At 72.5% G+C, this 22126-nt stretch carries 15 protein-coding genes and 1 tRNA gene; 11 read left to right on the forward strand and 5 right to left on the reverse strand.

Annotation, left to right across the window (positions count from 1 at the left end; translation table 11 throughout):
- Positions 1-13: 13 nt before the first annotated feature.
- Together AB0H71_RS12790 and AB0H71_RS12795 are read right to left on the reverse strand one after the other, a co-directional pair.
- Positions 14-7321: an amino acid adenylation domain-containing protein gene (locus tag AB0H71_RS12790; RefSeq protein ID WP_357018959.1), complete on the reverse strand. Its 7308-nt coding sequence runs from the start codon at positions 7319-7321 to the stop codon at positions 14-16.
- Between the two features lie 560 nt (positions 7322-7881).
- Entirely contained in the window at positions 7882-8715 is an 834-nt protein-coding gene (locus AB0H71_RS12795; RefSeq protein ID WP_357018961.1) for a peptidoglycan DD-metalloendopeptidase family protein, read from the reverse strand.
- A 217-nt stretch (positions 8716-8932) separates the two neighbouring features.
- On the opposite strand from AB0H71_RS12795, the gene AB0H71_RS12800 reads away from it, so the two are divergent.
- Both AB0H71_RS12800 and AB0H71_RS12805 read left to right on the forward strand, forming a co-directional pair.
- Positions 8933-9979 (forward strand): nitronate monooxygenase, encoded by a 1047-nt coding sequence (locus AB0H71_RS12800; protein WP_357018964.1) that lies wholly within the window; start codon positions 8933-8935, stop codon positions 9977-9979.
- Between the two features lie 50 nt (positions 9980-10029).
- Positions 10030-10575 (forward strand): hypothetical protein, encoded by a 546-nt coding sequence (locus AB0H71_RS12805; protein ID WP_357018967.1) that lies wholly within the window; start codon positions 10030-10032, stop codon positions 10573-10575.
- A gap of 4 nt (positions 10576-10579) precedes the next feature.
- Here the strand turns inward: AB0H71_RS12805 and AB0H71_RS12810 are convergent, their stop codons facing one another.
- Positions 10580-12217, reverse strand: a complete 1638-nt coding sequence (locus tag AB0H71_RS12810) for a long-chain fatty acid--CoA ligase (RefSeq protein ID WP_357018970.1) — start codon at positions 12215-12217, stop codon at positions 10580-10582.
- Positions 12218-12703: 486 nt separating this feature from the next.
- On the opposite strand from AB0H71_RS12810, the gene AB0H71_RS12815 reads away from it, so the two are divergent.
- The 3 genes from AB0H71_RS12815 (at position 12704) to AB0H71_RS12825 (ending at position 15570) form a co-directional block, all read left to right on the forward strand.
- On the forward strand, positions 12704-14167 hold the full coding sequence (locus AB0H71_RS12815; RefSeq protein ID WP_357018973.1) for an NAD(P)/FAD-dependent oxidoreductase: 1464 nt from the start codon (positions 12704-12706) through the stop codon (positions 14165-14167).
- Between the two features lie 71 nt (positions 14168-14238).
- Positions 14239-15420 (forward strand): hypothetical protein, encoded by a 1182-nt coding sequence (locus tag AB0H71_RS12820; RefSeq protein WP_357018976.1) that lies wholly within the window; start codon positions 14239-14241, stop codon positions 15418-15420.
- Between the two features lie 77 nt (positions 15421-15497).
- Positions 15498-15570: transfer RNA gene (locus AB0H71_RS12825), tRNA-Arg, on the forward strand.
- A 92-nt stretch (positions 15571-15662) separates the two neighbouring features.
- On the opposite strand, the gene AB0H71_RS12830 is transcribed toward AB0H71_RS12825, so the two are convergent.
- On the reverse strand, positions 15663-16217 hold the full coding sequence (locus AB0H71_RS12830; protein WP_357018979.1) for a hypothetical protein: 555 nt from the start codon (positions 16215-16217) through the stop codon (positions 15663-15665).
- A gap of 196 nt (positions 16218-16413) precedes the next feature.
- Here AB0H71_RS12830 and AB0H71_RS12835 point away from each other — a divergent pair, with 196 nt between their 5' ends.
- From AB0H71_RS12835 to AB0H71_RS12860, 6 genes are all read left to right on the forward strand, one after another.
- Positions 16414-16731 (forward strand): hypothetical protein, encoded by a 318-nt coding sequence (locus tag AB0H71_RS12835; protein ID WP_357018981.1) that lies wholly within the window; start codon positions 16414-16416, stop codon positions 16729-16731.
- A 61-nt stretch (positions 16732-16792) separates the two neighbouring features.
- Positions 16793-17422, forward strand: a complete 630-nt coding sequence (locus AB0H71_RS12840) for a hypothetical protein (protein ID WP_357018983.1) — start codon at positions 16793-16795, stop codon at positions 17420-17422.
- Between the two features lie 50 nt (positions 17423-17472).
- Positions 17473-18447 carry an adenylate/guanylate cyclase domain-containing protein gene (locus AB0H71_RS12845; RefSeq protein WP_357018986.1) on the forward strand — a complete coding sequence of 325 codons (975 nt, stop codon included), beginning with the start codon at positions 17473-17475 and terminating at the stop codon, positions 18445-18447.
- A complete protein-coding gene (locus AB0H71_RS12850; RefSeq protein WP_357018989.1) occupies positions 18447-19184 on the forward strand; it encodes an RluA family pseudouridine synthase in 738 nt (245 codons plus the stop codon). Before AB0H71_RS12845 ends, AB0H71_RS12850 begins: the two co-directional genes overlap by 1 nt.
- A 142-nt stretch (positions 19185-19326) precedes the next feature.
- Positions 19327-20112, forward strand: a complete 786-nt coding sequence (locus AB0H71_RS12855; protein ID WP_357018992.1) for a metallophosphoesterase — start codon at positions 19327-19329, stop codon at positions 20110-20112.
- An 85-nt stretch (positions 20113-20197) separates the two neighbouring features.
- Positions 20198-20929, forward strand: a complete 732-nt coding sequence (locus AB0H71_RS12860; RefSeq protein ID WP_357018995.1) for a phosphodiesterase — start codon at positions 20198-20200, stop codon at positions 20927-20929.
- A 107-nt stretch (positions 20930-21036) separates the two neighbouring features.
- On the opposite strand, the gene AB0H71_RS12865 is transcribed toward AB0H71_RS12860, so the two are convergent.
- Positions 21037-22116: an AraC family transcriptional regulator gene (locus tag AB0H71_RS12865; RefSeq protein WP_357018998.1), complete on the reverse strand. Its 1080-nt coding sequence runs from the start codon at positions 22114-22116 to the stop codon at positions 21037-21039.
- Between the last annotated feature and the right edge of the window lie 10 nt (positions 22117-22126).

Here is a 22126-nt window from a genome sequence, read left to right on the forward strand (position 1 = left end):
TGGGGAGACTCACTTACTCGACGGCGCCGGCGCCACCGGCGAGATCATGCATGCCCAGCACCGCGGGAACGTCGGCCCAGCGCCCGGGATCGGTGACCGACCCCTCGTCCAGGACGACGGCCTGCAGGTCGGCGAGCGGAGCACTGTCGATCCGGTCGAAACCGGCGCGGTCGGTGAGCAGGTGCGTCACCCACTCGTCGGCCAGCGCCGCCGCCGGGTCGGCCCCGAGGCCGTGCTCCGGCACCACCAGCGCGGCGCCGGCCAGCCCGGCCGCCGCCACCTCGACCAGCGCGGCGAACGCCTCCGGGCGCCCGTGCTGGAAGGTCCGCGATTCGAAGGTCAGCTCGGTGCGCGTGCGCAGCCGGTCCACGATGGCGGCCAGCCCGTCGTAACTCACCGACCTGCCGCCCCCGTTGGTATCGGCCGCCGCCGTCGGCACCGGCCCGAGGAAGACCGGGTCGCCGCCGCGCAGCGCCCTGGTCCGGATGGCGTAGGTGACCGGCCGCGCCGACTCCCTGCCGATCTCGGCGCGCACCGCCGGGTCGTCCAGCGCGATCCACTCCAGGGTCTCCGCCGACCCGGGCGCGGCGCCGTGCACCAGCCCGACCTTGATATCCGCGCCGGCCGGGAGCGCCGCCTCACCGGTGCCGACCGGCACCACCGCGGCGCCCGCCTTGAGCACCGCCCAGAGCGCGACCGCCTGCTCCACCCCGCGCTCCAGCCGCACCGCGACCCCGACGCCGGGCCCGCAGCCGCGCCCGATCAGCACCCTGGCCAGCTGCGACGATCGGGCATCCAGCTCCTGGTAGGTGACGGCGTCCTCGCCGGAGACCACCGCGGGGCCCTCCGGGTCGTCCTCCACCGCCAGCGAGAGCGCCTGGGTGAGCGCGGTCCCCCTGGTGCTCGCGGCGACCGTCTCCGGCTCCGGCGCGGCCAGTGCGCGGTCGCGCTCGGCCTCGTCCAGGATGTCGATATCGCCGACCACGACCTGCGAATCGGCGGCGACCGCCCGGCACACCCGCTCCAGCCTGCGGCCGAAGCCGGCGACGGTGCCCTCGTCGAAGAGGTCGGTGGCGTAGGTGAACTGGGCGACCAGCTCGCCGGGGGCGCCGTCCGGGCTGTGCGTCGGCGAGATGCTCAGCTGCAGGTCGAACTTGGCCTGCGCGGCCCCGGCATCCAGCGCCGATACCTGCAACCCCGGCAGGTCGAGGGTGGCCTGCTCGGTGTTCTGGAAGGCGAGCACCACCTGGAAGAGCGGGTGGAAGGCGGCGCTGCGGCCGGGCAGCAGCACCTCGACGATCCGCTCGAAGGGCAGGTCGGCGTGGGCGAAGGCGGCCAGGTCGACCTCGCGCGCCTGCTCCAGCAGCGCGTCGAAGGTGCTGCCCGCGTCCACCGCCGTGCGCAGCGTGAGGGTATTGACGAACATGCCGACCAGGTCGTCCAGCGCGCGCTCGCCGCGGCCCTCGATCGGGGTGCCGATCGCGATGTCGCGGTTGCCGGAGAGCCGGGCCAGCAGCACCGCGAGCGCCGCGTGCACCACCATGAAGAGCGAGGCATTGTGCTCGCGCGCGATCCGGGCCAGCCCGGCGTGCACCTCGGCGGGGAGCGCGAAGGTGCTCGCCGCGCCGCGCATGGAGGGCAGCGCCGGGCGCGGCCGGTCCTGCGGCAGCTCCAGCGCGCCGGTGAGCCCGGCCAGGTTCTCCTTCCAGTAGCCGAGCTGCTGGGCGGCGACGCTGCTCGCGTCGTCGTCGGTGCCGATCACCGCGCGCTGCCAGAGCGCGTAGTCGGCGTACTGCACCGGCAGCGGCGCCCAGTTCGGCGCCTCGCCCGCGAGCCGGGCCAGGTACGCCGTCATCAGGTCGCGGGCCAGCGGCGCCAGCGACGCGCCGTCGCCGGAGATGTGGTGCACCACCACGACCAGCAGGTACTCGCCGGGCGCGTCGCCCTCCAGCAGCGCGATCCGGACCGGCGGCGCCGCGGTGACGTCGAACCCGGCCGACATCAGCTCGATCACCCGGCCCATGAGGTCGCCGGGCTGCTCCACCGGCAGCCCGCCGGGCAGCGCCGCCGCCGGCGCGAGGATCTCCTGCACCGGCTGCTGCTCCGGACCGGCCACCGGGAACCGGGTGCGCAGCGATTCGTGCCGCTCCAGCACGTCGAAGACCGAGCGCTCCAGCGCGGGCAGGTCGAGCGTGCCGGTGAGCCGCAGCGCGAACGGGATGTTGTAGACGCCGGAGTCCGGGTCGAAGCGGTTCAGCACCCACATGCGCTGCTGCGCGGGCGAGAGCGGGATCCGCTCCGGGCGCGGGGCCGCGACCAGCGCCGGGCGCCCGCCGGTGCGCGAGCCGGGCACGATCCGCCCGGCCAGCGCGGCCACCGTCGGCGCCTCGAAGAGGGTGCGCACCGAGAGGTCGGCGTGCAGCGCCTCGTTCACCCGCGCCACCACCCGGGTGGCGAGCAGTGAGTTGCCGCCGAGCGCGAAGAAGTCGTCGTCCAGCCCGACGTCGCCGCCGCCGAGCAGGCTCGCGAAGACATCGGCGACGGTCTGCTCGATCGGGGTGCGCGGGGCGCGGAACCCGGTGGCGCCGACGAAGACCGGCGCGGGCAGCGCCCTGCGGTCCAGCTTGCCGCTGGCATTCAGCGGGAACTCGTCCAGCACCACCACCGCCGCGGGCACCATGTACCCCGGCAGCAGCGCGCCGAGCGCGGTGCGCACCGCCTCCGGCTCCACGGCCGCGCCCGCGGCGGGCACCACGTACCCGGTGAGCGCCTCGCCCGCCGGGGTGTCCTTGCGCAGCACCACCACCGAGCGGTCGACGCCGGGCTGCTCCAGCAGCGCCGCCTCGATCTCGCCCAGCTCGATGCGCAGGCCGCGCAACTTGACCTGGAAGTCGGTGCGGCCCAGGTACTCCACCTCGCCCGCGGAATTCCAGCGCACCAGGTCGCCGGTGCGGTACATGCGGCTGCCGTCGGCCCCGAACGGGTCCGCGACGAACCGGTCCGCCGTCAGGTCGGAGCGGCCCAGGTAGCCGAGCGCCAGCTGCCGACCGGCCAGGTACAGCTCCCCCGGCACGCCGGGCGGCACCGGCCGCAGCCGGGAATCCAGCACGTAGAGGGCGGTATTCCAGACCGGGCGGCCGATCGGCACGCTCACCGTGTCGGCCGCGACGACCTCGTGGTAGGTGACGTCGACCGCGGCTTCGGTCGGCCCGTACAGGTTGTGCAGCCTGGCTCCGGTCAGCTCGCGCAGCCGGGCCGCGGTGGGCGCGGGCAGCGCCTCGCCGGAGGCGAAGACCTGGCGCAGCCCCGCGTGCCTGCCCGACGCCCCCGCCGCCTCGTCCAGCGTGGCCACGAAGACCGCGAGCATGGAGGGCACGAAGTGCGCGGTGGTAATGCCCTGCGCGGCAATGGTCTCCGCCAGGTACACCGGGTCGCGGTGGCCGTCCGGGGTGGCGACCACCAGCCGCGCGCCCGCCTGCAGCGGCCAGAAGAACTCCCACACCGAGACGTCGAAGGTGGCCGGGGTCTTCTGCAGCACCGCGTCGTCGGCGGTGAGCTCGTACTCGGACTGCATCCAGCGCAGCCGGTTCACGATGGCGCGGTGGCTCACCGCGACGCCCTTCGGCTTGCCGGTCGAGCCGGAGGTGAAGATGACGTAGGCGATCGAGCCCGCGCGCACCGGGCCGCCGCGCTCCGGCTCGGTGAGCGGGGTGTCGGCGGTACCGGTGGGGTCGAGCGCGTCCAGCACGGTGACCGGGGCCGCGGCGGTGTCGAACCCGTCGCGCGCGGTGGTGAGCACCATGGCCGGGCGGGCGGTCTCGAGCACGTAGCCGATGCGGTCGGCGGGCTGGTCCGGGTCGAGCGGGACGTACCCGGCGCCCGCCTCCAGCACCGCGTACATGGCGATGACCAGCTCCACCGAGCGCCGGATGGCCAGCGCCACCAGCGAATCCGGCTCGACGCCCTCGGCGGTGAGCACCCGGGCCAGCCGGTGCACCCGCGCGGCGAACTGCGCGTAGGTGAGCTGCTCGCCGTCGGCGCCGACCAGCGCGACGGCGTCCGGGGTGGCGGCGGCGCGGGCCTGGAAGAGCGAGACCAGGGTCTCGTCCGCGGGCAGCTCGCGCGCGGTGTCGTTCCAGCCGGTGAGCACGGCCTTCCGCTCGTCGGCGTCGAGCAGCTCGACGGCGCCGACCTGGACCTGCGGGTCGGCGGCGACGGCGGCGAGCACCCGCTGGAAGCGCTCGGCCACCCGCTGGATCGTGCCCTCGTCGAAGAGGTCGGTGGCGTAGGTGATCTCGGCCGCGATGCCGTGCGCGGTGCCCTGCCGGTCGAGGTGCTCGGCGAGCGAGAACTGCAGGTCGAACTTGGCCAGCGGCACCGCCAGATCCAGCCCGCCGACGGTGAGCTCGGGCAGCTCCAGCTCGGTGCGGGCCAGGTTCTGGAAGGTCAGCATGACCTGGAAGAGCGGGTGCCGCGCGGGCGAGCGCACCGGGTCGAGCAGCTCCACCAGCCGCTCGAAGGGCACGTCGGCGTGGCCGAAGGCCGCCACGTCCTTCGCCCTGACCTCGGCGAGCAGCTCGGCGAAGGGCACCGCCGGGTCGATCTCGGTGCGCAGCACGAGGGTATTGACGAACATGCCGATCACGTCGTCCAGCGCGGCGTCGCCGCGGCCCGCCGTCGGGGTGCCGACGGCGACGTCCGAAGTGCCGGAGAGCCTGCCGAGCAGCACCGCCAGCGCGGCGTGCACCACCATGAAGAGCGTGGCATTGCCCCGGTGCGCGAGCGCGGTGAGCCCGGCGTGCGTGTGCGCGTCGACCTCGAAGCGGAGCACCGCGCCGCGGTTCGAGGCGGCGGGCGGGCGCGGGCGGTCGGCGGGCAGCTCCAGCTGCTCCGGCAGCCCGGCCAGCGTCTCCCGCCAGTACGAGATCTGCTGCGCGAGCAGCGAATCCGGCTGCTCCTCGGTGCCGAGCACCCGGCGCTGCCAGAGCGCGAAGTCGGCGTACTGCACGGTGAGCGGCGCCCAGCCCGGCGCGCCGCCGTCCCGGCGCCGCACGTAGGCGGTCATCAGGTCGCGGGTCAGCGGCCCCATGGAGAAGCCGTCGCCCGCGATGTGGTGCACCACGCAGATCAGCACGTGCTCGGTGTCGCTCAGCCGCAGCAGCCGGAGCCGCAGCGGCGGCGCCTCGGTGACGTCGAAGCCGCCGGTCACGGTGGCCACGACCAGCCCGGGCACCGCGGCCTCGGCGGCCGGCTCCGGCTCGAAGAGCGGGACGGCGCGCGGATCCTGCACCGGGAGCACCAGCTGGTACCCCTCGCCGTCCACCTCCGGGTAGACCGTGCGCAGCACCTCGTGCCTGGTCACCAGGTCGGTGACCGCGGTGCGCAGCGCGGCGACGTCGAGCGCGCCGGTGAGCCGCACCGCCACCGGGATATTGTTCACCGCCGATTCCGGGTCGAAGCGGTTCAGGAACCACATGCGCTGCTGCGCGTAGGAGAGCGGCACCCGGTCCGGGCGCTCGCCCGCCGCCAGCTCCTCGCCGACCGCCGAGCCCGCGTGGTGCTCGACCCGCTCGGCCAGCGCCGCCACCGTCGTCGCCTCGAAGAGCAGCTGCACCGGCACCCGCGCGCCGAGCGCGGTGCCGATCCGGGCGGCGGCCTGCGCGGCGAGCAGCGAGTTGCCGCCCAGCTCGAAGAAGTCGTCGTCGGCGCCGACCCGGCCCTCGTCCGGCGCGCCCGGCATGAGCAGCGCCTCGAAGACCTCGGCCACGATCTCCTCGACCGGGGTCGACGGCGCGCGGAACTCCCGCGCCGCGAAGACCGGCTCGGGCAGCGCGGCCCGGTCCAGCTTGCCGACCGGGGTCAGCGGAATGCTCTCCAGCGCCATGATGGCGGCCGGGATCATGTAGCCGGGCAGCGACTCCGCCAGGTGCGCGTCCAGCGCGGGCACGTCCACCTCGGCGCCCGCGCGCGGCAGCACGTAGGAGACCAGCGCCGTCGCGCCGGAGGGCAGCGTGCGGCCGATGGTGGCGGCGAAGTCGATGTCCGGGTGCGCGGTGAGCGCGTTGTCGATCTCGCCGAGCTCGATCCGGAAGCCGCGCACCTTGACCTGGAAGTCGGAGCGGCCCAGGTACTCGATGATCCCGCCGTCCGGGCCGTCGGTCTCGCTGCGCCGCACCAGGTCGCCGGTGCGGTAGAGCCGCAGCCCCGGGTTGCCGGAGTCGGCGCCGAACGGGCTGGCCACGAAGCGCTCCGCGGTGAGCCCCGGCCGGTTCAGGTAGCCCTGGGCGAGCGCGGGCCCGGTCAGGTACAGCTCGCCGACCACCCCGGCCGGCACCGGCCGCAGCCGGTTGTCCAGCACGAAGGCGCCGACGCCGGGGATGGAGGCGCCGATGGTCACCGGCTGCGCCGGGTCCATGGGCGGGGTGCTGGTCGCCAGGATGGTGGCCTCGGTGGGGCCGTAGCCGTTGTAGAAGGCGCGCTCGGCCGTGGCCCAGCGCCCGACCAGCTCCGGGCCGAACTTGTCGCCCGCCACCACCACGGTGCGCAGGTCGTCCAGGCCGTCGGAGTCCACCGACTCCAGCGCGCCCGGGGTGATCAGCATGTGCGTGACCCGCTCCCGGCGCAGCAGGTCGGCCAGCTCGAAGCCGCCGAAGACCGCGGGCGGCGCGATCACCAGGGTCGCGCCAGCGGTGAAGGCGAGCAGCAGCTCCAGCACCGAGACGTCGAAGTTGGGCGAGCAGACGTGCAGCACCCGGGATTCGCCGGTGACGCCGTAGTGCTCGCGCTCCGCCGCGACCAGTCCGTTCAACCCGGCGTGCGTCACCACGACGCCCTTGGGCTTGCCGGTCGAGCCGGAGGTGTAGATGACGTAGGCGGGGTGCCGCTCGTCCAGCTGCCGCACCCGATCGGTGTAGGAGACCGGGTGCTCCGGCCGCGCGGCGATCCGCGCGGCCTGGGCCGGGTCGTCCAGCACCAGCCACTCGACGCCGTCGCCGAGCGCGCCGCGGTGCGCCTCGGTGGTGAGCCCGAGCACCGCGCCGGAGTCGGCGACGATGTGCCCGATCCGCTCGGCCGGGTAGGCCGGGTCGACCGGGACGTAGGCCGCCCCGGTCTTGGCGATCGACCACACCGCGAGCACCGAGTCGGCGCTGCGGGCGATGCCGACGGCGACCACGTCACCGGGGCCGATGCCGCGCTCGATCAGCTCCCGCGCCAACCGCGAGGAGGCCTGGTCCAGCTGCTGGTAGGTCAGCTCGCGCTGGTCGGCGGGGTCGCCGGTGGGGTTGAAGCGAATGGCCACCGAGTCGGCGGCGGATTCCACCGCCGCGGTGAGCAGCTGTCCGAACAGCGGGCTCCCCGGACGCCGTCGGCGGTTGCCCCGAGCAGAACGACGGACACCATCCATTCGACTGATCTCACCTCTCGCTTCGAGCCTTGCCACACTTCGACGGGTCCGCCGGAAAGCCCCAGGAAAAAGTGGCTCGTCCCGGTCGGCACAGCCCGGCAATCATATAAGCAAGGCATGGTGCGCCGATCCGGCTCGGGTGCTGCTCGGGGCGGACCGTGGGTTATCGGGGCTTGGACCCGGCCCGTTGCCCGCCGGTGACCGAGGTCACCGGGGTGCGGCGCAGCGTCGGGCCGGGCGCCGCCGTCGAGCGGGGGCCGCCGGGTCGCGGGGTCGACCGGCTCGGAGACGGGCCGGATTCAGCGTACGTGGGGGAACTCGGGCTGCGGGCCGCTTCCGCCGAGGTGTCTCGGCAGGGCGGGGCCGTGCCGCGGCATTGCCCCCGATGTGCCGACGGCCACGGTCGAGGTCGGCGCGAAGTGTCACGCCCGATCACGGTATTACCCGGCCGGGTGCCACGGTGTGGCTCGGCGCGCTCAGTGCGCGGACGGACCCCAGTGCAGCGGCACACCCTTGGCGGCCAGGTAGGCGATGGGATCGGTCTTGCTGCCGCCCTGATCCCAGATCTCCAGGTGCAGGTGCGGGCCGGTGGACTGGCCGCGGTTGCCGACGGTGGCGATCACATCGCCCGCGTTCACCCGCTGCCCCTCGTGCACCAGCATCTCGTTCACGTGGCCGTAGACCGCGGTGGTTCCGTCGTCCTGCAGCACCCGGACCCAGAGCCCGAACCCGGAGGCGGGCCCGGCCTCGATCACGGTGCCGTTGCTGACCGAGTGGATCGGCGCCCCGATGGCGTCGGCGAAGTCGACGCCGTAGTGGAAGGCGCCCCAGCGGGTGCCGAAGCCGGAGCTCACGGCACCGGCCACCGGCCGCACCGCCTGCGCGGGGGCCACCTGCTGGGTGACGCCCTTGAGCATGTCCTCCACCTGGGCCAGCGGCGCGGCCAGCTCCGGCGGCAGGTTGTTGATGCCGAACGGCGCCGCCACCGGCTGCGCGATCGGGGCGGCCTGCGCCACCGGCTCCGGCGCCGGAGCGGGCTGGGCCACCGGCTGCACGGCGGCCGCGAGCTGCTCGGCGAGCGGCGCCTCGGCGATGCTCTTGAAGGCGATGGGCTCGGCCGAGGCATTGTCGTCGTGCGTGGGGAGCAGCGGCGCGGCGTAGGCGAGCGCGGGGGCGATCTGGCCGGCGGTGCCGATCAGGGCGCCCGCGGCGACCGCGACACCCGCGGCGTTCTTCACGCGGTCGACCGTGGAGATCTCGGCCCGATGCCGCGTCGGCCTGCCGGTCTCGGCGGCGCCGATGAGGTCCATGACGGTGATCGAATCGGGGCCAACCCGGTGCTGCGACAAAGCTCGTCCTTGCGTTCGAACCGACAGAAGAACGGGCGCCCGGCGAAACCTGTTTCGGATAACGTTTCGGCATCCGTCGTGACGGGAACTCTACCCTGTCGTGACCATTCCGCAACCTTCGGATTCCGACCGCGGCGCGAAATCTCCATCCGCGCAGGTCATGGGCGAGGATGGAGCCGTGATCCTCGACCAGATCGGCCTCCCCGTCGTGCTCGCCCCGATGGCCGGCGGACCGTCCACGCCGGAACTCACCGCCGCCGTGACCGACGCGGGCGGGCTCGGGCTGCTCGCCGCCGGGTACCTGAGCGCCGCGCAGCTCGAGTCCCGGATCGCCGCGGTCAGGGAGCTGACCAGCGGGGTGTTCGGGGTCAACCTCTTCGCGCCGGGCCCGCCCGCCGCGCCCGCGGTGTACGCGGGCTACCTGGCGGCGCTCGGGGCCCGCTTCGAGGTGGGCGCGGCGCGGCACGACACCGACGACTGGGCCGCCAAACTCGACCTGCTCGTCACCTCGCCGGTCGCGGTGGTCACGGTGACCTTCGGCTGCCCGGACCCCGCCGAGATCGCGCGGCTGCACGGGGCGGGCACGGAGGTGTGGGTGACCGTCACCTCGGTGGCCGAGGCCGAGCAGGCCGTCGGTGCGGGGGCGGACGTGCTGGTCGTCCAGGGAGCCGAGGCGGGCGGGCACCGCGCGGTCTTCCGCGACGACCTCGCCGACGATGCCAGCGACCCGCTCTCCCTGCTCGCCCTGCTCCAGCTGGTCGGCGCCGCGGTCGAGGTGCCGCTGGTCGCCACCGGCGGGCTCACCACCGGCGCGGGCATCGCGGGCGCGCTCGCCGCGGGCGCCGCCGCCGCACAAATCGGCACGGCTTTCCTGCGCTCGCCGGAGGCCGGAACCAATCCGGTCCACCGCGCCGCGATCGGCGGCACCACCCCGACCGCGCTCACCCGCGCCTTCACCGGCCGCAGGGCGCGCGGCATCCGCAATGCCTTCATGGACGAGTTCGGCGCCGCGGCCCCGGTCGCCTACCCGGAGATCCACCACGCCACCGCCGCCCTGCGCGCCGCCGCCAGGGCGGAGGGCAACCCGGACGCGGTCAACCTCTGGGCGGGCCAGACCCACACCCTCGCCCCCGAACTCCCCGCGGCCGAGCTCACCCGTCAGCTGGCAGCCGACGCCAGAGCCGCCCTGCAGAGCGCCCTCGCGCAGCGGTTCGAGCCGCGCTGACGGGTGCGCGCTCGCCGTGCGGCCCGCGCGGAAGCGCGTAGGCTCCGCGCATGAGCGACACGCTCGCCGACGCTATCGACGCCCTGCTCGCGCCCTGGGCCGACGCCATGGGCGCGGACCGAACCGCGTACACCCACCACGTACTCCGCGTACTCGAGCTGTGCGACCTCGTCGCCCCGCCCGGCACCCCCCGCCCCAGCGAACGCACCGAGTTCCTGGTCGCCGCCGCCTTCCACGACCTCGGCATCTGGTCCGCGGGCACCTTCGACTACCTGCCGCCCTCCGTCGCGCTCGCCGAAACCCACCTGCGCGACACCGATGCGGCGGCGCTGATCCCGACGGTCACCGCCATGATCGAGCACCACCACAAGCTCCGGCACGCGGGCGCGGCGGACGACCCGGTGGAGATCTTCCGCCGGGCCGACGCCATCGATGTGGAGCTCGCCCTGCTCGGCCGCTTCGGCGTCCCGCGCCGCACCTACCGTGCGCTCACCCGCCGCTACCCGGACGCCGGCTTCCACAAGCGCCTCCTCGCGCTGGCCGGGCAGCGGCTCCGCACCCATCCCACGTCGCCGCTGCCCATGCTGGAGTGGTGACCGCTCAGGTCAGCGTGCTGACCACCAGGTCGCCGTCGGCGTACTGCGCCCGCAGCCGCTTCTTGTCGAACTTGCCGACGCTGGTCTTCGGCACCTCGGGGATGAAGGTCCAGCGCTCCGGCAGCTGCCACTTGGCGAACTTGTCCGCGAGGTAGTCGCGCAGCTCGTCCGGCTCGGCCTGCGCGCCCTCCGCGAGCACGATGGCGACCAGCGGCCGCTCGTCCCACCGCTCGTCCGGCACGCCGATCACCGCGGCCTCCGCCACCGCCGGGTGCGCCATGACCGCGTTCTCCAGATCCACCGACGAGATCCACTCGCCGCCGGACTTGATCACGTCCTTGGCCCGGTCCACCAGCGTCAGGTACCCGTTCGGGCTGATGATGCCGACGTCGCCGGTGCGCAGCCAGCCCGCGTCGAACTTGTCCGGGTCGATCTCGCCGCCGTCCGGGGCGTAGTAGGAGCCGGTGATCCACGGCCCGCGCACCTCGAGCTCGCCGAGCGACTTGCCGTCGTTCGCCACCACCGCGCCGGAGTCGTCGACCAGCCGCGCCTGCACCGAGGCCGGGAAGCGGCCCTGGCTGATCCGGTAGCCCCACTCCTCGTCAGCGGAGACCCGGGCCGGCGGCTGCGCCACGCTGCCGAGCGGCGAGGTCTCGGTCATGCCCCAGGCGTGCACGATCTTCACGCCGTGCTGCTCCTCGAAGGCCTTCATCATGGCGGGCGGCACCGCGGAGCCGCCGACCACCACCGAGCGCAGGTGGCTGATGTCCTGCGGCTTCGCCGCCAGCCCGGCGAGCACGCCGCCCCAGATGGTCGGCACCGCGGCCGCGAAGGTCGGCTGCTGGTCGGCCATCATCTCCAGCAGCGGCCCCGGCTGCAGGAAGCGGTCCGGCATCAGCACATTGGCGCCGGACATGAGCGCCGCGTACGGCAGCCCCCAGGCATTGGCGTGGAAGAGCGGGACGATGGCGAGCACGTAGTCGGACTCGGCGAAGTTCATGCTGGCCGGGCTCAGCACCTGCATGGCGTGCAGCCAGTTCGAGCGGTGCGAGTAGACGACGCCCTTCGGGTCGCCGGTGGTGCCGGAGGTGTAACACATGGCGGCGGCGGAGCGCTCGTCGATCACCGGGAAGTCGTAGCTGTCCGGCTGGGCCGCGAGCAGCTCCGTGTAGGAGTGCACCTGCACGCCGGCGGGAGCCTCCAGCGCGGCGGCGTCGCCGTTCGCCACGATGACGTGGCGCACCGTCTTCAGGTTCGGCAGGTACTGGGCGAACATGGGCAGCAGCGTGCCGTCCACGATCACCACCTGGTCCTCGGCGTGGTTCGCCACGTAGACCAGCTGGTCCGGGAAGAGCCGGATATTCAGCGCGTGCAGCACCGCGCCCATGGCGGGCACCGCGATGTAGGCGACCATGTGCTCGTTGTTGTTCCACATGAAGGTGCCGACCCGGTCGCCGACGCCGATGCCGAGCCCGCGCAGCGCGTTCGCCAGCCGGGCCGACTCCGCGCCGAGCTCGCGGTAGGTCATGGACCGCACACCGGAGCCGGTCCAGGTGGAGACGGTCGAATCCCCGAGGAAGGTCGACGCGTACCGCAGCAACGTCGCCAGCGACAACGGCTCGTCCTGCATGGTGCTCAACATTCGCAAAACTCCCTTCTCGGGGCCCGCGCCCGCCCGCTACCAGCGGTTTTCGGGCATGAGCCAGATCACACCGGCGATGCTACCGAAGGGTAGGCGTGAGGTGGGGCGGCCCGGCGGAATCACACGCCCGTACCGGACCCGAGGAGGATGGTGAGCCGGACCGGCGCCGGCGACACCCCCTGCGACGCCGCCGACTGCCGATCCGGCCGGTTGATCCGCCCTCCGTTGTAACCCGGCGGTCACGATGTCGGCCAGTTGTTCGCCGGAGGGCGACCTGATCGAGATGAACCGAAGCGGAAGCAGAAAGTACAAAACTCGCTGACCTGCGGTTTTCATGCGATTCCCGGCCCCGAAGTGCGTGAACAAATGCACATGCAGATTCTTCGCGGGGACTTCATCCCGCAAGACCTCGATATGGCCGAAAATCTCGATTCGCTGTCCGGGGATCTCTTCGGACCAGCGCTTTCGCCACCTAGGCTGGGGGTCATGACATCGCCGTCGATCATCGTCATCGGGGCCGGGTTCGCCGGCCTCGGTCTCGCCCTGGAGCTGCGCCGCGCCGGCTTGCAGAACTTCACCATCCTGGAGCGCGCGACCGACCTCGGCGGCGTCTGGCGGGAGAACACCTACCCCGGCGCGGCCTGCGACGTGCCGTCGCCGCTGTACTCGTGGTCCTTCGAGCCCAAATCCGACTGGCCGCGCCGCTTCTCGGAGCAGCGCGACATCCACGACTACATGCGCGGCGTCGCCGAGAAGCACGACCTGGCGCGCCACATCCGCTTCGGCACCGAGGTGACCGACGCCGAGTACGACGAGCGCACCGCCCGCTGGACCGTCCGCACCGCCGCGGGCGACCGCCTGGAGGCGGACGTGCTGATCCCCGCCGTCGGCCAGCTCTCCCGCCCCGCGCTGCCGAACATCCCCGGCATCGACACCTTCACCGGCGCCGCCTTCCACTCCGCCGAGTGGGACCACTCCGTCGAGCTGGCGGGCAAGCGCATCGCCTGCATCGGCACCGGAGCCAGCGCCGTGCAGTACATCCCGCGCATCGCCCCCGATGCCGCGCACCTCACGCTCTTCCAGCGCTCGGCCGCCTGGGTGCTGCCCAAGGCCGACGTCGAGTACAGCGCCGTGCACCACGCGCTCTTCAAGTACCTGCCGCCCACCCGGCTCGCCGAGCGCTTCGCCATCTGGGCCTTCTTCGAATTCCTCGCCCTCGGCCTCACCGACCTCCCCGCCATCAAGCGCCCCGTCGTCGCCATCGCCGACCGGCACCGGAAGACGCAGGTCACCGACCCCGAACTACGCGCCAAGCTCACCCCCGACTACGCGGCGGGCTGCAAGCGCGGGCTCTTCTCCAACGAGTACTTCCCCGCCCTGGCCCGCCCGAATGTCACCGTCGAGACCACCGCCATCACCGCGGTGACGCCATCCGGCCTCCGCACCGCCGACGGTGTGGAACACGAAGTCGACGTGATCATCTACGGCACCGGCTTCAAGGGCACCGAGTTCCTGGCCCCCATGACCATCTCCGGCGTCGGCGGCCGCAAACTCGCCGACGAGTGGGGAGCCGAGGGAGCGAGGGCCTTCCTCGGCCTCTCCGTCCCGCATTTCCCCAACCTGTTCATGATGTACGGCCCGAATACGAATATCGGCGCGGGCTCGGTGATCTACATGCTGGAATCCCAGGCGCGGTACATCCGCCAGGTGGTCCAGCACCTCGCCGGGCGGCCCGGCACCGCCGTCGCCGCCAAGGTGGAGGTGGAGCAGGACTGGGACGACTACCTCCAGCGGCGCCTCGAGGACACCCCCTGGAACTTCTGCACCAGCTGGTACCGCAATGCCGCCGGCCGGATCACCAACAACTGGCCCGGCGCCACCGTGCTCTACCGCTGGCGCACCCGCCGCTTCGACCCCGCCGACTACAGCGAATACACAAAAGCCTCGTAATTGCGGTTCTGCATGCCCGTAGCAATTCTCCAGTAATCTGATGCGCACCGGTTCCGACCAGGAGGTGCGCGATGCTGTGGGTGCTGCTCGCTGTGCTCGTCGTTGCCGTGGTGGGTTTGTATTTGATGCGAGAAAGGGGGGTCGGGCGGGGGGATGCCGCGGGCTCGTCTCCGGAGTCGTTCATCGACGATCCGGAGGTTGCGCGCGGCACTCGTTCCCGGACCGCCGACGCCCCCGGCATTCACCCCGGGACCGCCGACACCCCCCGCACCACGCCCGACCCTCCCGCCGTCCCCGCCTCGGAGCCGCTGTCCCCTGCCCATCAAGCCCTCACCCAGCTCAACCAGGCACTGGACGTCCACACCCCGCGAACCGAAGCCGCCCGCCAGGCACTGGAAGCCGCCGCCGACCGCCGCCGCGTAGCCGGCTTCCTCCTCGCCCGAGCCGACCCCGAACAGGCCGAACTCACCGCCCGCGAGGGCCTCTTCTACATCCGCGCCGCCCGCATAGCCATGCGCATGGACCCCGGCCCCGCCCTCCCCCCGCTCCCCGCCCAAGCCGAAGCGGGCGAAGTCCCCGAAACCCGAACCCGAACCTTCCAAGGCACCCGAATCACCGCCTCCCCCAGCCCTTCTCCCGCCACCCCCCACCACCACCCCGGCGGCCGAATCGCCGACCGCCTGATCCCCGCAGGCTGGTACTCCGAGCAGTGGTGGCGCCCCGCCCTCGCCAGCGGCACCTGGCCCCCCGGCACCGACGCCCTTTTCACCGCCCTCTTCGCAGACGAGCCACCCCGCCCCGGCGCCGGAATCGGCCTGGACCGCAAAGAACCCGGCCCATCACCAGCCCCCTCGTTCTCCAGCCCATCACCCGAGGCCCCCACACCCCCGGTCCTTGATCGAACGCCGCCCGACCCAGCGCCTCCGCCCCACGACCCGCCCGCCGGTCCTTCTTCCGAACCCGCAGGCGACAACTCCGCCCCACCGAATCCAGCCGAAACTCCAATCCCAGCGCAGGATTCCCCCTCCGGCGCCCCCGCCCCCACCCACCGCGACCTCCCCTACGACGACCCCCAATACCGCGCCAACGGCTACGGCATCACCGCCAACCACCCCGCCCCCGGCAACAACGGCGCCGAGTACCGAGCAACAACCCGCAACGGCCACCGCCCCCACGGCCCCCGCGGCTACGAAGACCTCGGCGGCTACGAAGGCGGCGCCTACGACCCCGGCGGCCTCGACCCGCCCTACTGACCCACCCACGATGCGGCTCCCCCCGCCCCCACCCGGTAGACTCCCGCCTACCCGGACCGCCCCGCGGCCCCGGCCCCGCCCTCGTAGCTCAGGGGATAGAGCACGGCTCTCCTAAAGCCGGTGTCGCAGGTTCGAATCCTGCCGAGGGCACAAATGTGCGACTGCGTTTCCGTTCTTCCGCGCCCGGGCGAGCCATCCGTCCCGTGGGCGACTTCGACTCCCGCAAGTCGCAACCTGGACAATTACTCGCCAACGCTCGGTCGCAACTCGTCGGCTGTAGCCATTGATCGGGCCATCACGCCGTCTTGCTCGAAAATGACGATCCCGAGCCAGTTCAAGTTTCGGTCGCGCCGCCACGTCAGCAGGCGGGCATCCGCATGGACCTCGGAGTCGAAGGTGAAAACACAGCGCTTCATGCGGTTCAGGTGACCGAGTGCGGCGGCTTCCCCCGGCAGGCACATGGGGCAGGCTATGGCCCGCCGCCGAGCCGGCCGAAGTTCGACCACTCGGACCCCGGCCTGTTGACCGCAGCGCCAGGCAAGTCGACTGTCCGCGTCCAATACGCCGCAGTCACGGCGACAGTGGTAGATGCATTGCGGCACGCCGCCGGGCACCATCAGACATTGCCGCCTCGGATCGAAAGGTCTCGGCGGATCGTCGGTAGTCCAGTCCGAGCCGGGGATGACGGTGCTCCCGACATCGTTGATCCACGGGGGAAGCTCCTCCGATGGCGAGCCATACTGCAATGACGATCGGAGCGATAAGCCGTGGGGCATTCGGATCCGCTTCATCCCCATGCCTACAGGCTATAGCCCCTCCTGCTCTCACGTAACGGGTGAAACGCCGCGGGGCCGGCCAGGACGGTCGGAGTCCCCCCGGTCGCCACCGAGTTGATAAGCAGCAATGCATGATGTCCCGATTTCAGAATATTCCTGAGTAACATCTGAGAACCACCAGCGATCTCCCAGACAACATCGACTCAGGAGGTTCGACATGCGTTCTGTGAAGCGGCTCGCCGCGAGCGCCGCCCTCGCCACCGCAACCGCAGCGGCGGTGCTCGCCGGGAGCGGCACCGCGCAGGCGGATGTGCCCGTGTGGCAGGCGAACTGTCACGTGTACAACATCTTCAACACCGGCGGAATGGCGAACTGCGAACTGCCGACGTGGCATCAGGTGAAGCTCACCTGCGTGGCCTGGCCGGTGCCGTTCACGTACTGGAAGTTCGGGCCCATCCAGTACGGGCAGAACCAGTCGTGGGCGGCGTGCGACTCGTTCAACGCGCTGACGCGGGTCGAGGTCATTCAGGCGTAGGCCGCGAGGGCCGGGCCCGCCGCCGCGAGGGAGGGGCGGCGGGCTCCGGCACAATTCCGGTGTGTCGATGCATCTGATCGAGGATCTGGTCGAGGGGTCCGTTCGTGCGCTCCACGCCACGGGGGAAGCGGGGTGGCGGGATCATTTCGCCGTGCTGTACGGGTTCCAGTCGGAGTACGACTGCAAGTTCACGCATTTCCGGTTGCTGGAGATTCTGCTGGAACACGGGTACACGCATCGGTTCGCGCTGAGCGAGCACCCGGATTACGAAACAATCCGCGACACACTGGAAACCATCGAAGAATTCACCGTGCTGTCGGATAGCGACAACGACTGGCTGGAGCAGGGGTACGTGGACCCGCCGTACCTGTACTGCGATGCGGGCACCGAACTCTGGCGGCGGATGATGCCGGACGCACAGCCGGTCGAGAAACCGCGGCTGGCCGAGGTGGTGCGCGATGTGGCGCTCGCAGCGGAGACCCAGAACGACGTCGAGCTGATCGCGATCTGGCACGCGCTCGGGTACGCGACCTTGACCCCGCTCGACCCGCGCGACGACCCGGATACCACCGCGATCAGGGAGATCGCGGTCCGAACCGAGGCGATCGAGTTCCCGCTCCCGGACGGCTACCGGCCACCGCTCGGTGTCGACGAGAACGAGGAACTCGAGCACTGGTGGGCCGGACAGTGACCTCTCACGAGCCCTCCCGGACCGACCACCCGGCACCGTAGGGTTACCCCATGGTCTCCACCGAGAATTCCGAGCAGGCCCGGGCGATCATCGAGACGTACCTGCTCGACGGCGAGCGGCGGTACGACCGCACCGAGGTCGCGCGGCTGGCCGGGGTCGAGCCGGAGACGACGCGGCGGCTGTGGAGCGCGCTCGGCTTCCCGGCGGGGCCGGACGACGCGGTGGAGTACACCGATGCCGACGTGGCGGCGGTGCGCGGGTTCCGCGGGCTCGCGGTCTTCGAGGAGACCGATTCGCGGGCGGCCGCGGCGGCGGCGCGCACGCTCGGGCAGAGCATGGCGCGGCTGGCGGAGTGGCAGGCCGAGCTGGTGGCGTCGGAGATCCTGGAGCGCTCGGACGGGTCGGCCGAGAGTGTGCGCAGCGCAACGGAATCGGCGGTGGCGCAGTTCGAGGAGTTGCAGAAGTACGCGTGGCGGCGGCATCTGGCGGCGGCGATCACCCGGTCACTGGACGGGAACGGCAGCGAGGACAGCACCCGGACGCTGGCGGTGGGGTTCGCCGACATGGTGGGGTACACGCGGCTGACCAGGCATCTGCACCCGGACGAGCTCGGCATGCTGCTGGAGGCGTTCGAGTCGACGACCACGGCCGCGATCACGCAGAACGGCGGGTGGGTGATCAAGAACGTGGGCGACGAGGTGATGTTCGCGGCGGAGACGCCGCTGCAGGCGGCGAAGATCGCGCTGGCGGTCCAGGAGTCGACCATGATGGTCGGCGGTACGCCGGAGCTGCGGGTCGCCGTCGCCTACGGGCCCGCCCTGCAACGATTCGGCGATCTCTACGGCTCCGTCGTGAATATCGCGGCCCGGCTCACCGGCGTGGCCCGGCCGGGCACGGTCCTGATCGACGACGCGACGGCGAGCGCGCTGGCCGACGAGCCGCAGTACTCCATCCGGCACCTGCGCAGCGTCCGGGTGCGCGGCTTCAACCGGCTGCGCCCGCACGTGCTGCGCACCCGGCGCTGATGGCCGCCGACTGGGCGACCCTGCGGCGCACCTGCCTGCTCTTCGAGGACGACGCGGTGCTCGCGCTCAACAAACCCGCCGGAATCTCGGTGACCGGGGAGCGGCACGACACCGACCTGGTCGAGCTCGCCCAGGCGGCGGGCGAGACGCTCTATCCGGTGCACCGCATCGACAAGGTGACCTCCGGGCTGGTGCTGCTCGCCCGCGAACTCGCCGCACACGGCCCGCTCACCAGGCAGTTCGCTGCACGCACGGCGGTCAAGTCGTACCTCGCGGTGGTCACCGGCGCCGAGCTGCCCGACGACGGGGTGATCGAGCTGCCGCTCGGTATCGGCCGGAAGAACCGGGTGCGGATCGCGGCGCCGCGCGAGGCGATCAAGCGCAGCGGGGATCGCTGGTCGGTGGACGACAAGGACGTCCTGCCGGGTAAGAACTACCCGTCGACCACGCATTTCCGCACCGTGCAGCGCCAGGGTGAGCGCGCGCTGCTGGCGATTCGCCCGATCACCGGGCGGCGGCACCAGATCCGCGTCCACTTCGCCTGGATCGGCCACGCCCTGGTCGGCGACCCGCTCTTCGACAAATCCGGCACCGAACCCCGCACGGCCCTGCACTCCTGGAAGCTCCGGCTCGAGCACGACCCGGAACCCCTCGACCTCACCGCCGACCCCGGCCCCGACTTCTGGGCCACCCTGCCCGGCGCCGACCCGGAGCAGGCGCTGCGCGGCGGAACCTGACACGCCACCCCGACCACCTCCTCACCCACCGTGGCCCACCTCACCGTGGTTCCCGCGCACCCGCTGTTCTAGCCTGGAAGAGCCCGGTGTCCGGGCGGCTCCCGACGCAACGATGCGGTCTTCCGCGGAAGGCGATACGCCGATGATCCTGGTGGCCCAGGTCAGCGACACCCACTTCGATCTCGGCGCCCGCAATGCCGAGCGGGCGGCGCGGGTCCTCGCCCACCTCGCGCAGCTGCGGCGGCCGCCCGCCGCGATCGTGCACACCGGCGACATCACCGACGCGGGCAAGCCGGAGCAGTACGCGCAGGCCGCGCGGGCGCTGCGCACCGATCTTCCGCTCTTCGTGGCGGCGGGCAACCACGACGATCGCGCCGCGCTCCGGGCCGACCTGCTCGGCACCCGCCCCTCCGACGATCCGCTGAACCAGGTGCACCGGGTCGGCGAGCTGACCGTCGTGCTGCTCGACTCCAGCGTCCCCGGCGAACCGGGCGGCCGGTTGAGCGCCGACACCGTCGCCTGGCTGCGCGATACCCTCGCCGACGGCGACGGCCCGGTCCTGCTGGCGCTGCACCACCCGCCGGTGCGGGTGCACAGCCCCATCGTGGACGGCTCGGCGCTCGCCGACCCGGCGCCGCTGGCCGCCGTCGTGGCGGGCAGCGACCGGATCGCCGGGGTGCTCACCGGGCACGCGCACTCGCCGATCGCGGCGCGGTTCGCGGGCAAGCCGCTGGTGATCGGGCCGAGCACGGCCTCGGTGCTGCGCGGCGAGTGGGAGCTGGACGCGCCGGACCACGTCATGGACTACGCGCCCGACCCGGGGTATGCGCTGCACCTCGTCGATCGCGCGGAGGACGGGGCATATCGCCTGGTCACGCACTTCCGGACGGTCCCGGCGGGCGGCCGGGTCAGCGTTCAGCCGGACTGAGCAGCGCCGTTTACCGCTCCGGGCGCTGGGCAATCGGGGGAGGAATCAGCGACGTCGCTGCCCGCACCGATGAAAGGGCCGAGCCATGCCCAGCCTCACGCTGCCCACTCTCCCCTCCTCCACCGCCCCGGTCGCCAAGGTGGCCGAGCTGCCCGCGGCCGCGCTGCGCGGCGCCTTCGCCATCGGCGCCCGGCTGCGGCACGCCAGGGTCTTCCACCCGGACGGCCTGGAGCTGGCGGGCCGGCTGCACGCCGAGCCCGAGTTCGAGGCGCTCTTCGGCTCCGGCGAGCGCGCGGTGATCGCCCGGCTCTCCAAGGGCACCGGCACCCCGAGCGGCTGGCCGGATATCCTCGGCCTCGCCTTCCGGGTACTCGACCACGACGACAAGCCGTGGGATTTCGCGCTCGCCACCACCGGCGAGAGCCTGGTCGGGCGGTTTCTGATAACGCTCACCCGGGGCTGGGGCAGCGCCCGCTACGGCAGCCTGGTGCCGTACCGGTTCGGCGACTCCAACCCGATCTGGATCTTCGCCGAGCCCGACCCGGGCCAGCCGGAGTCGGCCTCCATCGCGGACCTCGCCGCGCACCTGCGCGAGCACCAGGTCACCTTCCGGCTCTTCGCCTCCGGTGTCGGGGTGCCCAAGCAGCACATCGCCACCATCGCGCTGCGCCTCGCCGAACCCGCCGAGCAGCGCACCGACTACTTCGACCCCATGCTGAACGCCCCGCAGAACGTGGTCATGGTGCCGAAGGCGGTGGGCCGGATCCGCGAGATCGCCTACACCGGCAGCCGCCGCGGCCGCGGCGAAGGAGCCTAGATCGCAAGGGGGCGAGTGTTACGAGCCCCGTTCGCGGCCCGTCTCGTCGCCGAGTGCTCGAAAGCGCACGCGGCGCAGCCGCGAGACTCGAGTGCTCGGCGGCGAGACTACCGGGGGCCGCGAACACGCCCGGCGGAGCCGGGCCGAATTCTTCTGTAGACCGCGGGGGTCATGCCGGTCCAGCGCTTGAACGCGTGGATGAAGGTGGAGGATTCGGCGTAGCCGAGGCGGATCGCCACGTCGCTCACCGACAGCGGGGTGGCGGTGAGCATCTCCTCGGCGAGCGCGCGCCGCACCTCGTCGAGCAGGGCGCGGTAGCTGGTGCCCGCGGCGTCGAGCTTGCGCCGCAGGGTGCGGGTGCTCATGGCGAGATCCCGTGCTACGGCGTCGATTCCGGGCGGCGCGGTGAAGCCGACGGCGTCGCCGGGGACGAGCCGCGCCCTGACCTCGGCGGCGATTCCGGAGCGCGCCCGGCGGCGGTGCACCAGGTCGCGGCACTGGTTCAGGCACATGGCCCAGGTGTGCGGGTCGGCCAGCGGGAGCGGCTGGTCCAGCACGCGCGGGTCGACGGCGAAGAGGTTCTCCGGGCGGCCGAAGGCGGGGTCGATGCCGGTGACCGCGCGCAGCGGGGCGGGGTCGAGCGGGGCCGGGTGGTGGAATTCGGCCCTGGTGAGCGGGAGCGGGCGGCCGATCAGGTCGCTCATCATGCGGTGCATGGCGGTGACGTCCCGCTCGACCAGGAAGCGCCGCACGTCGGCGGGGACCGCCTCGTCGTGGACCACCGCGACGAACTCGCCACCGCTCCAGTGCGCCACCGGGATACAGAAGGTGAAGGAGAGCTCCAGGTAGCGCAGCGCGAGCTCGATCGCCTCGCCCAGCGTCGGGCTGCTGACGCAGGCGAAGCCGAAGATGCCGAAGGTGGTGATCCGGTAGCGCGACCCCACCCGCACCCCGAGTGCGGGCTGGTCGTCGAAGGCGCGCACCAGGTTGCGCACCACGGCGAGCTCGGTGCGGGCGTCGATCTGCGCGTCCGGGTCGCGGACCAGGGCGGGGGTGAGCGGGGTGCCCGCGAGTACCCGGGGTGCGGGCACGCCGTGGTCCGCGGCGTAGCCGGCCATCAGCGCTACGCTCGCGACCCCGCGCGGAAAGTTCCAGTCGCGGACGCCCGGATCGAGTACCCGCCCCACGCCGGACATT

Origin of the sequence: Nocardia sp. NPDC050697 (assembly GCF_040654395.1) — a bacterium.
Classification (GTDB): domain Bacteria; phylum Actinomycetota; class Actinomycetes; order Mycobacteriales; family Mycobacteriaceae; genus Nocardia.

Bases quoted from the DNA above. Each gene is read 5' to 3' on its own strand.
- AB0H71_RS12795 (WP_357018961.1), bottom strand. From the start codon at position 8,715: ATGGACCTCATCGGCGCCGCCGAGACCGGCAGGCCGACGCGGCATCGG.
- AB0H71_RS12835 (WP_357018981.1), top strand. From the start codon at position 16,414: ATGCGTTCTGTGAAGCGGCTCGCCGCGAGCGCCGCCCTCGCCACCGCA.
- AB0H71_RS12815 (WP_357018973.1), top strand. From the start codon at position 12,704: ATGACATCGCCGTCGATCATCGTCATCGGGGCCGGGTTCGCCGGCCTC.
- AB0H71_RS12805 (WP_357018967.1), top strand. From the start codon at position 10,030: ATGAGCGACACGCTCGCCGACGCTATCGACGCCCTGCTCGCGCCCTGG.
- AB0H71_RS12820 (WP_357018976.1), top strand. From the start codon at position 14,239: ATGCTGTGGGTGCTGCTCGCTGTGCTCGTCGTTGCCGTGGTGGGTTTG.
- AB0H71_RS12855 (WP_357018992.1), top strand. From the start codon at position 19,327: ATGATCCTGGTGGCCCAGGTCAGCGACACCCACTTCGATCTCGGCGCC.
- AB0H71_RS12860 (WP_357018995.1), top strand. From the start codon at position 20,198: ATGCCCAGCCTCACGCTGCCCACTCTCCCCTCCTCCACCGCCCCGGTC.
- AB0H71_RS12850 (WP_357018989.1), top strand. From the start codon at position 18,447: ATGGCCGCCGACTGGGCGACCCTGCGGCGCACCTGCCTGCTCTTCGAG.
- AB0H71_RS12830 (WP_357018979.1), bottom strand. From the start codon at position 16,217: ATGGGGATGAAGCGGATCCGAATGCCCCACGGCTTATCGCTCCGATCG.
- AB0H71_RS12810 (WP_357018970.1), bottom strand. From the start codon at position 12,217: ATGTTGAGCACCATGCAGGACGAGCCGTTGTCGCTGGCGACGTTGCTG.
- AB0H71_RS12845 (WP_357018986.1), top strand. From the start codon at position 17,473: ATGGTCTCCACCGAGAATTCCGAGCAGGCCCGGGCGATCATCGAGACG.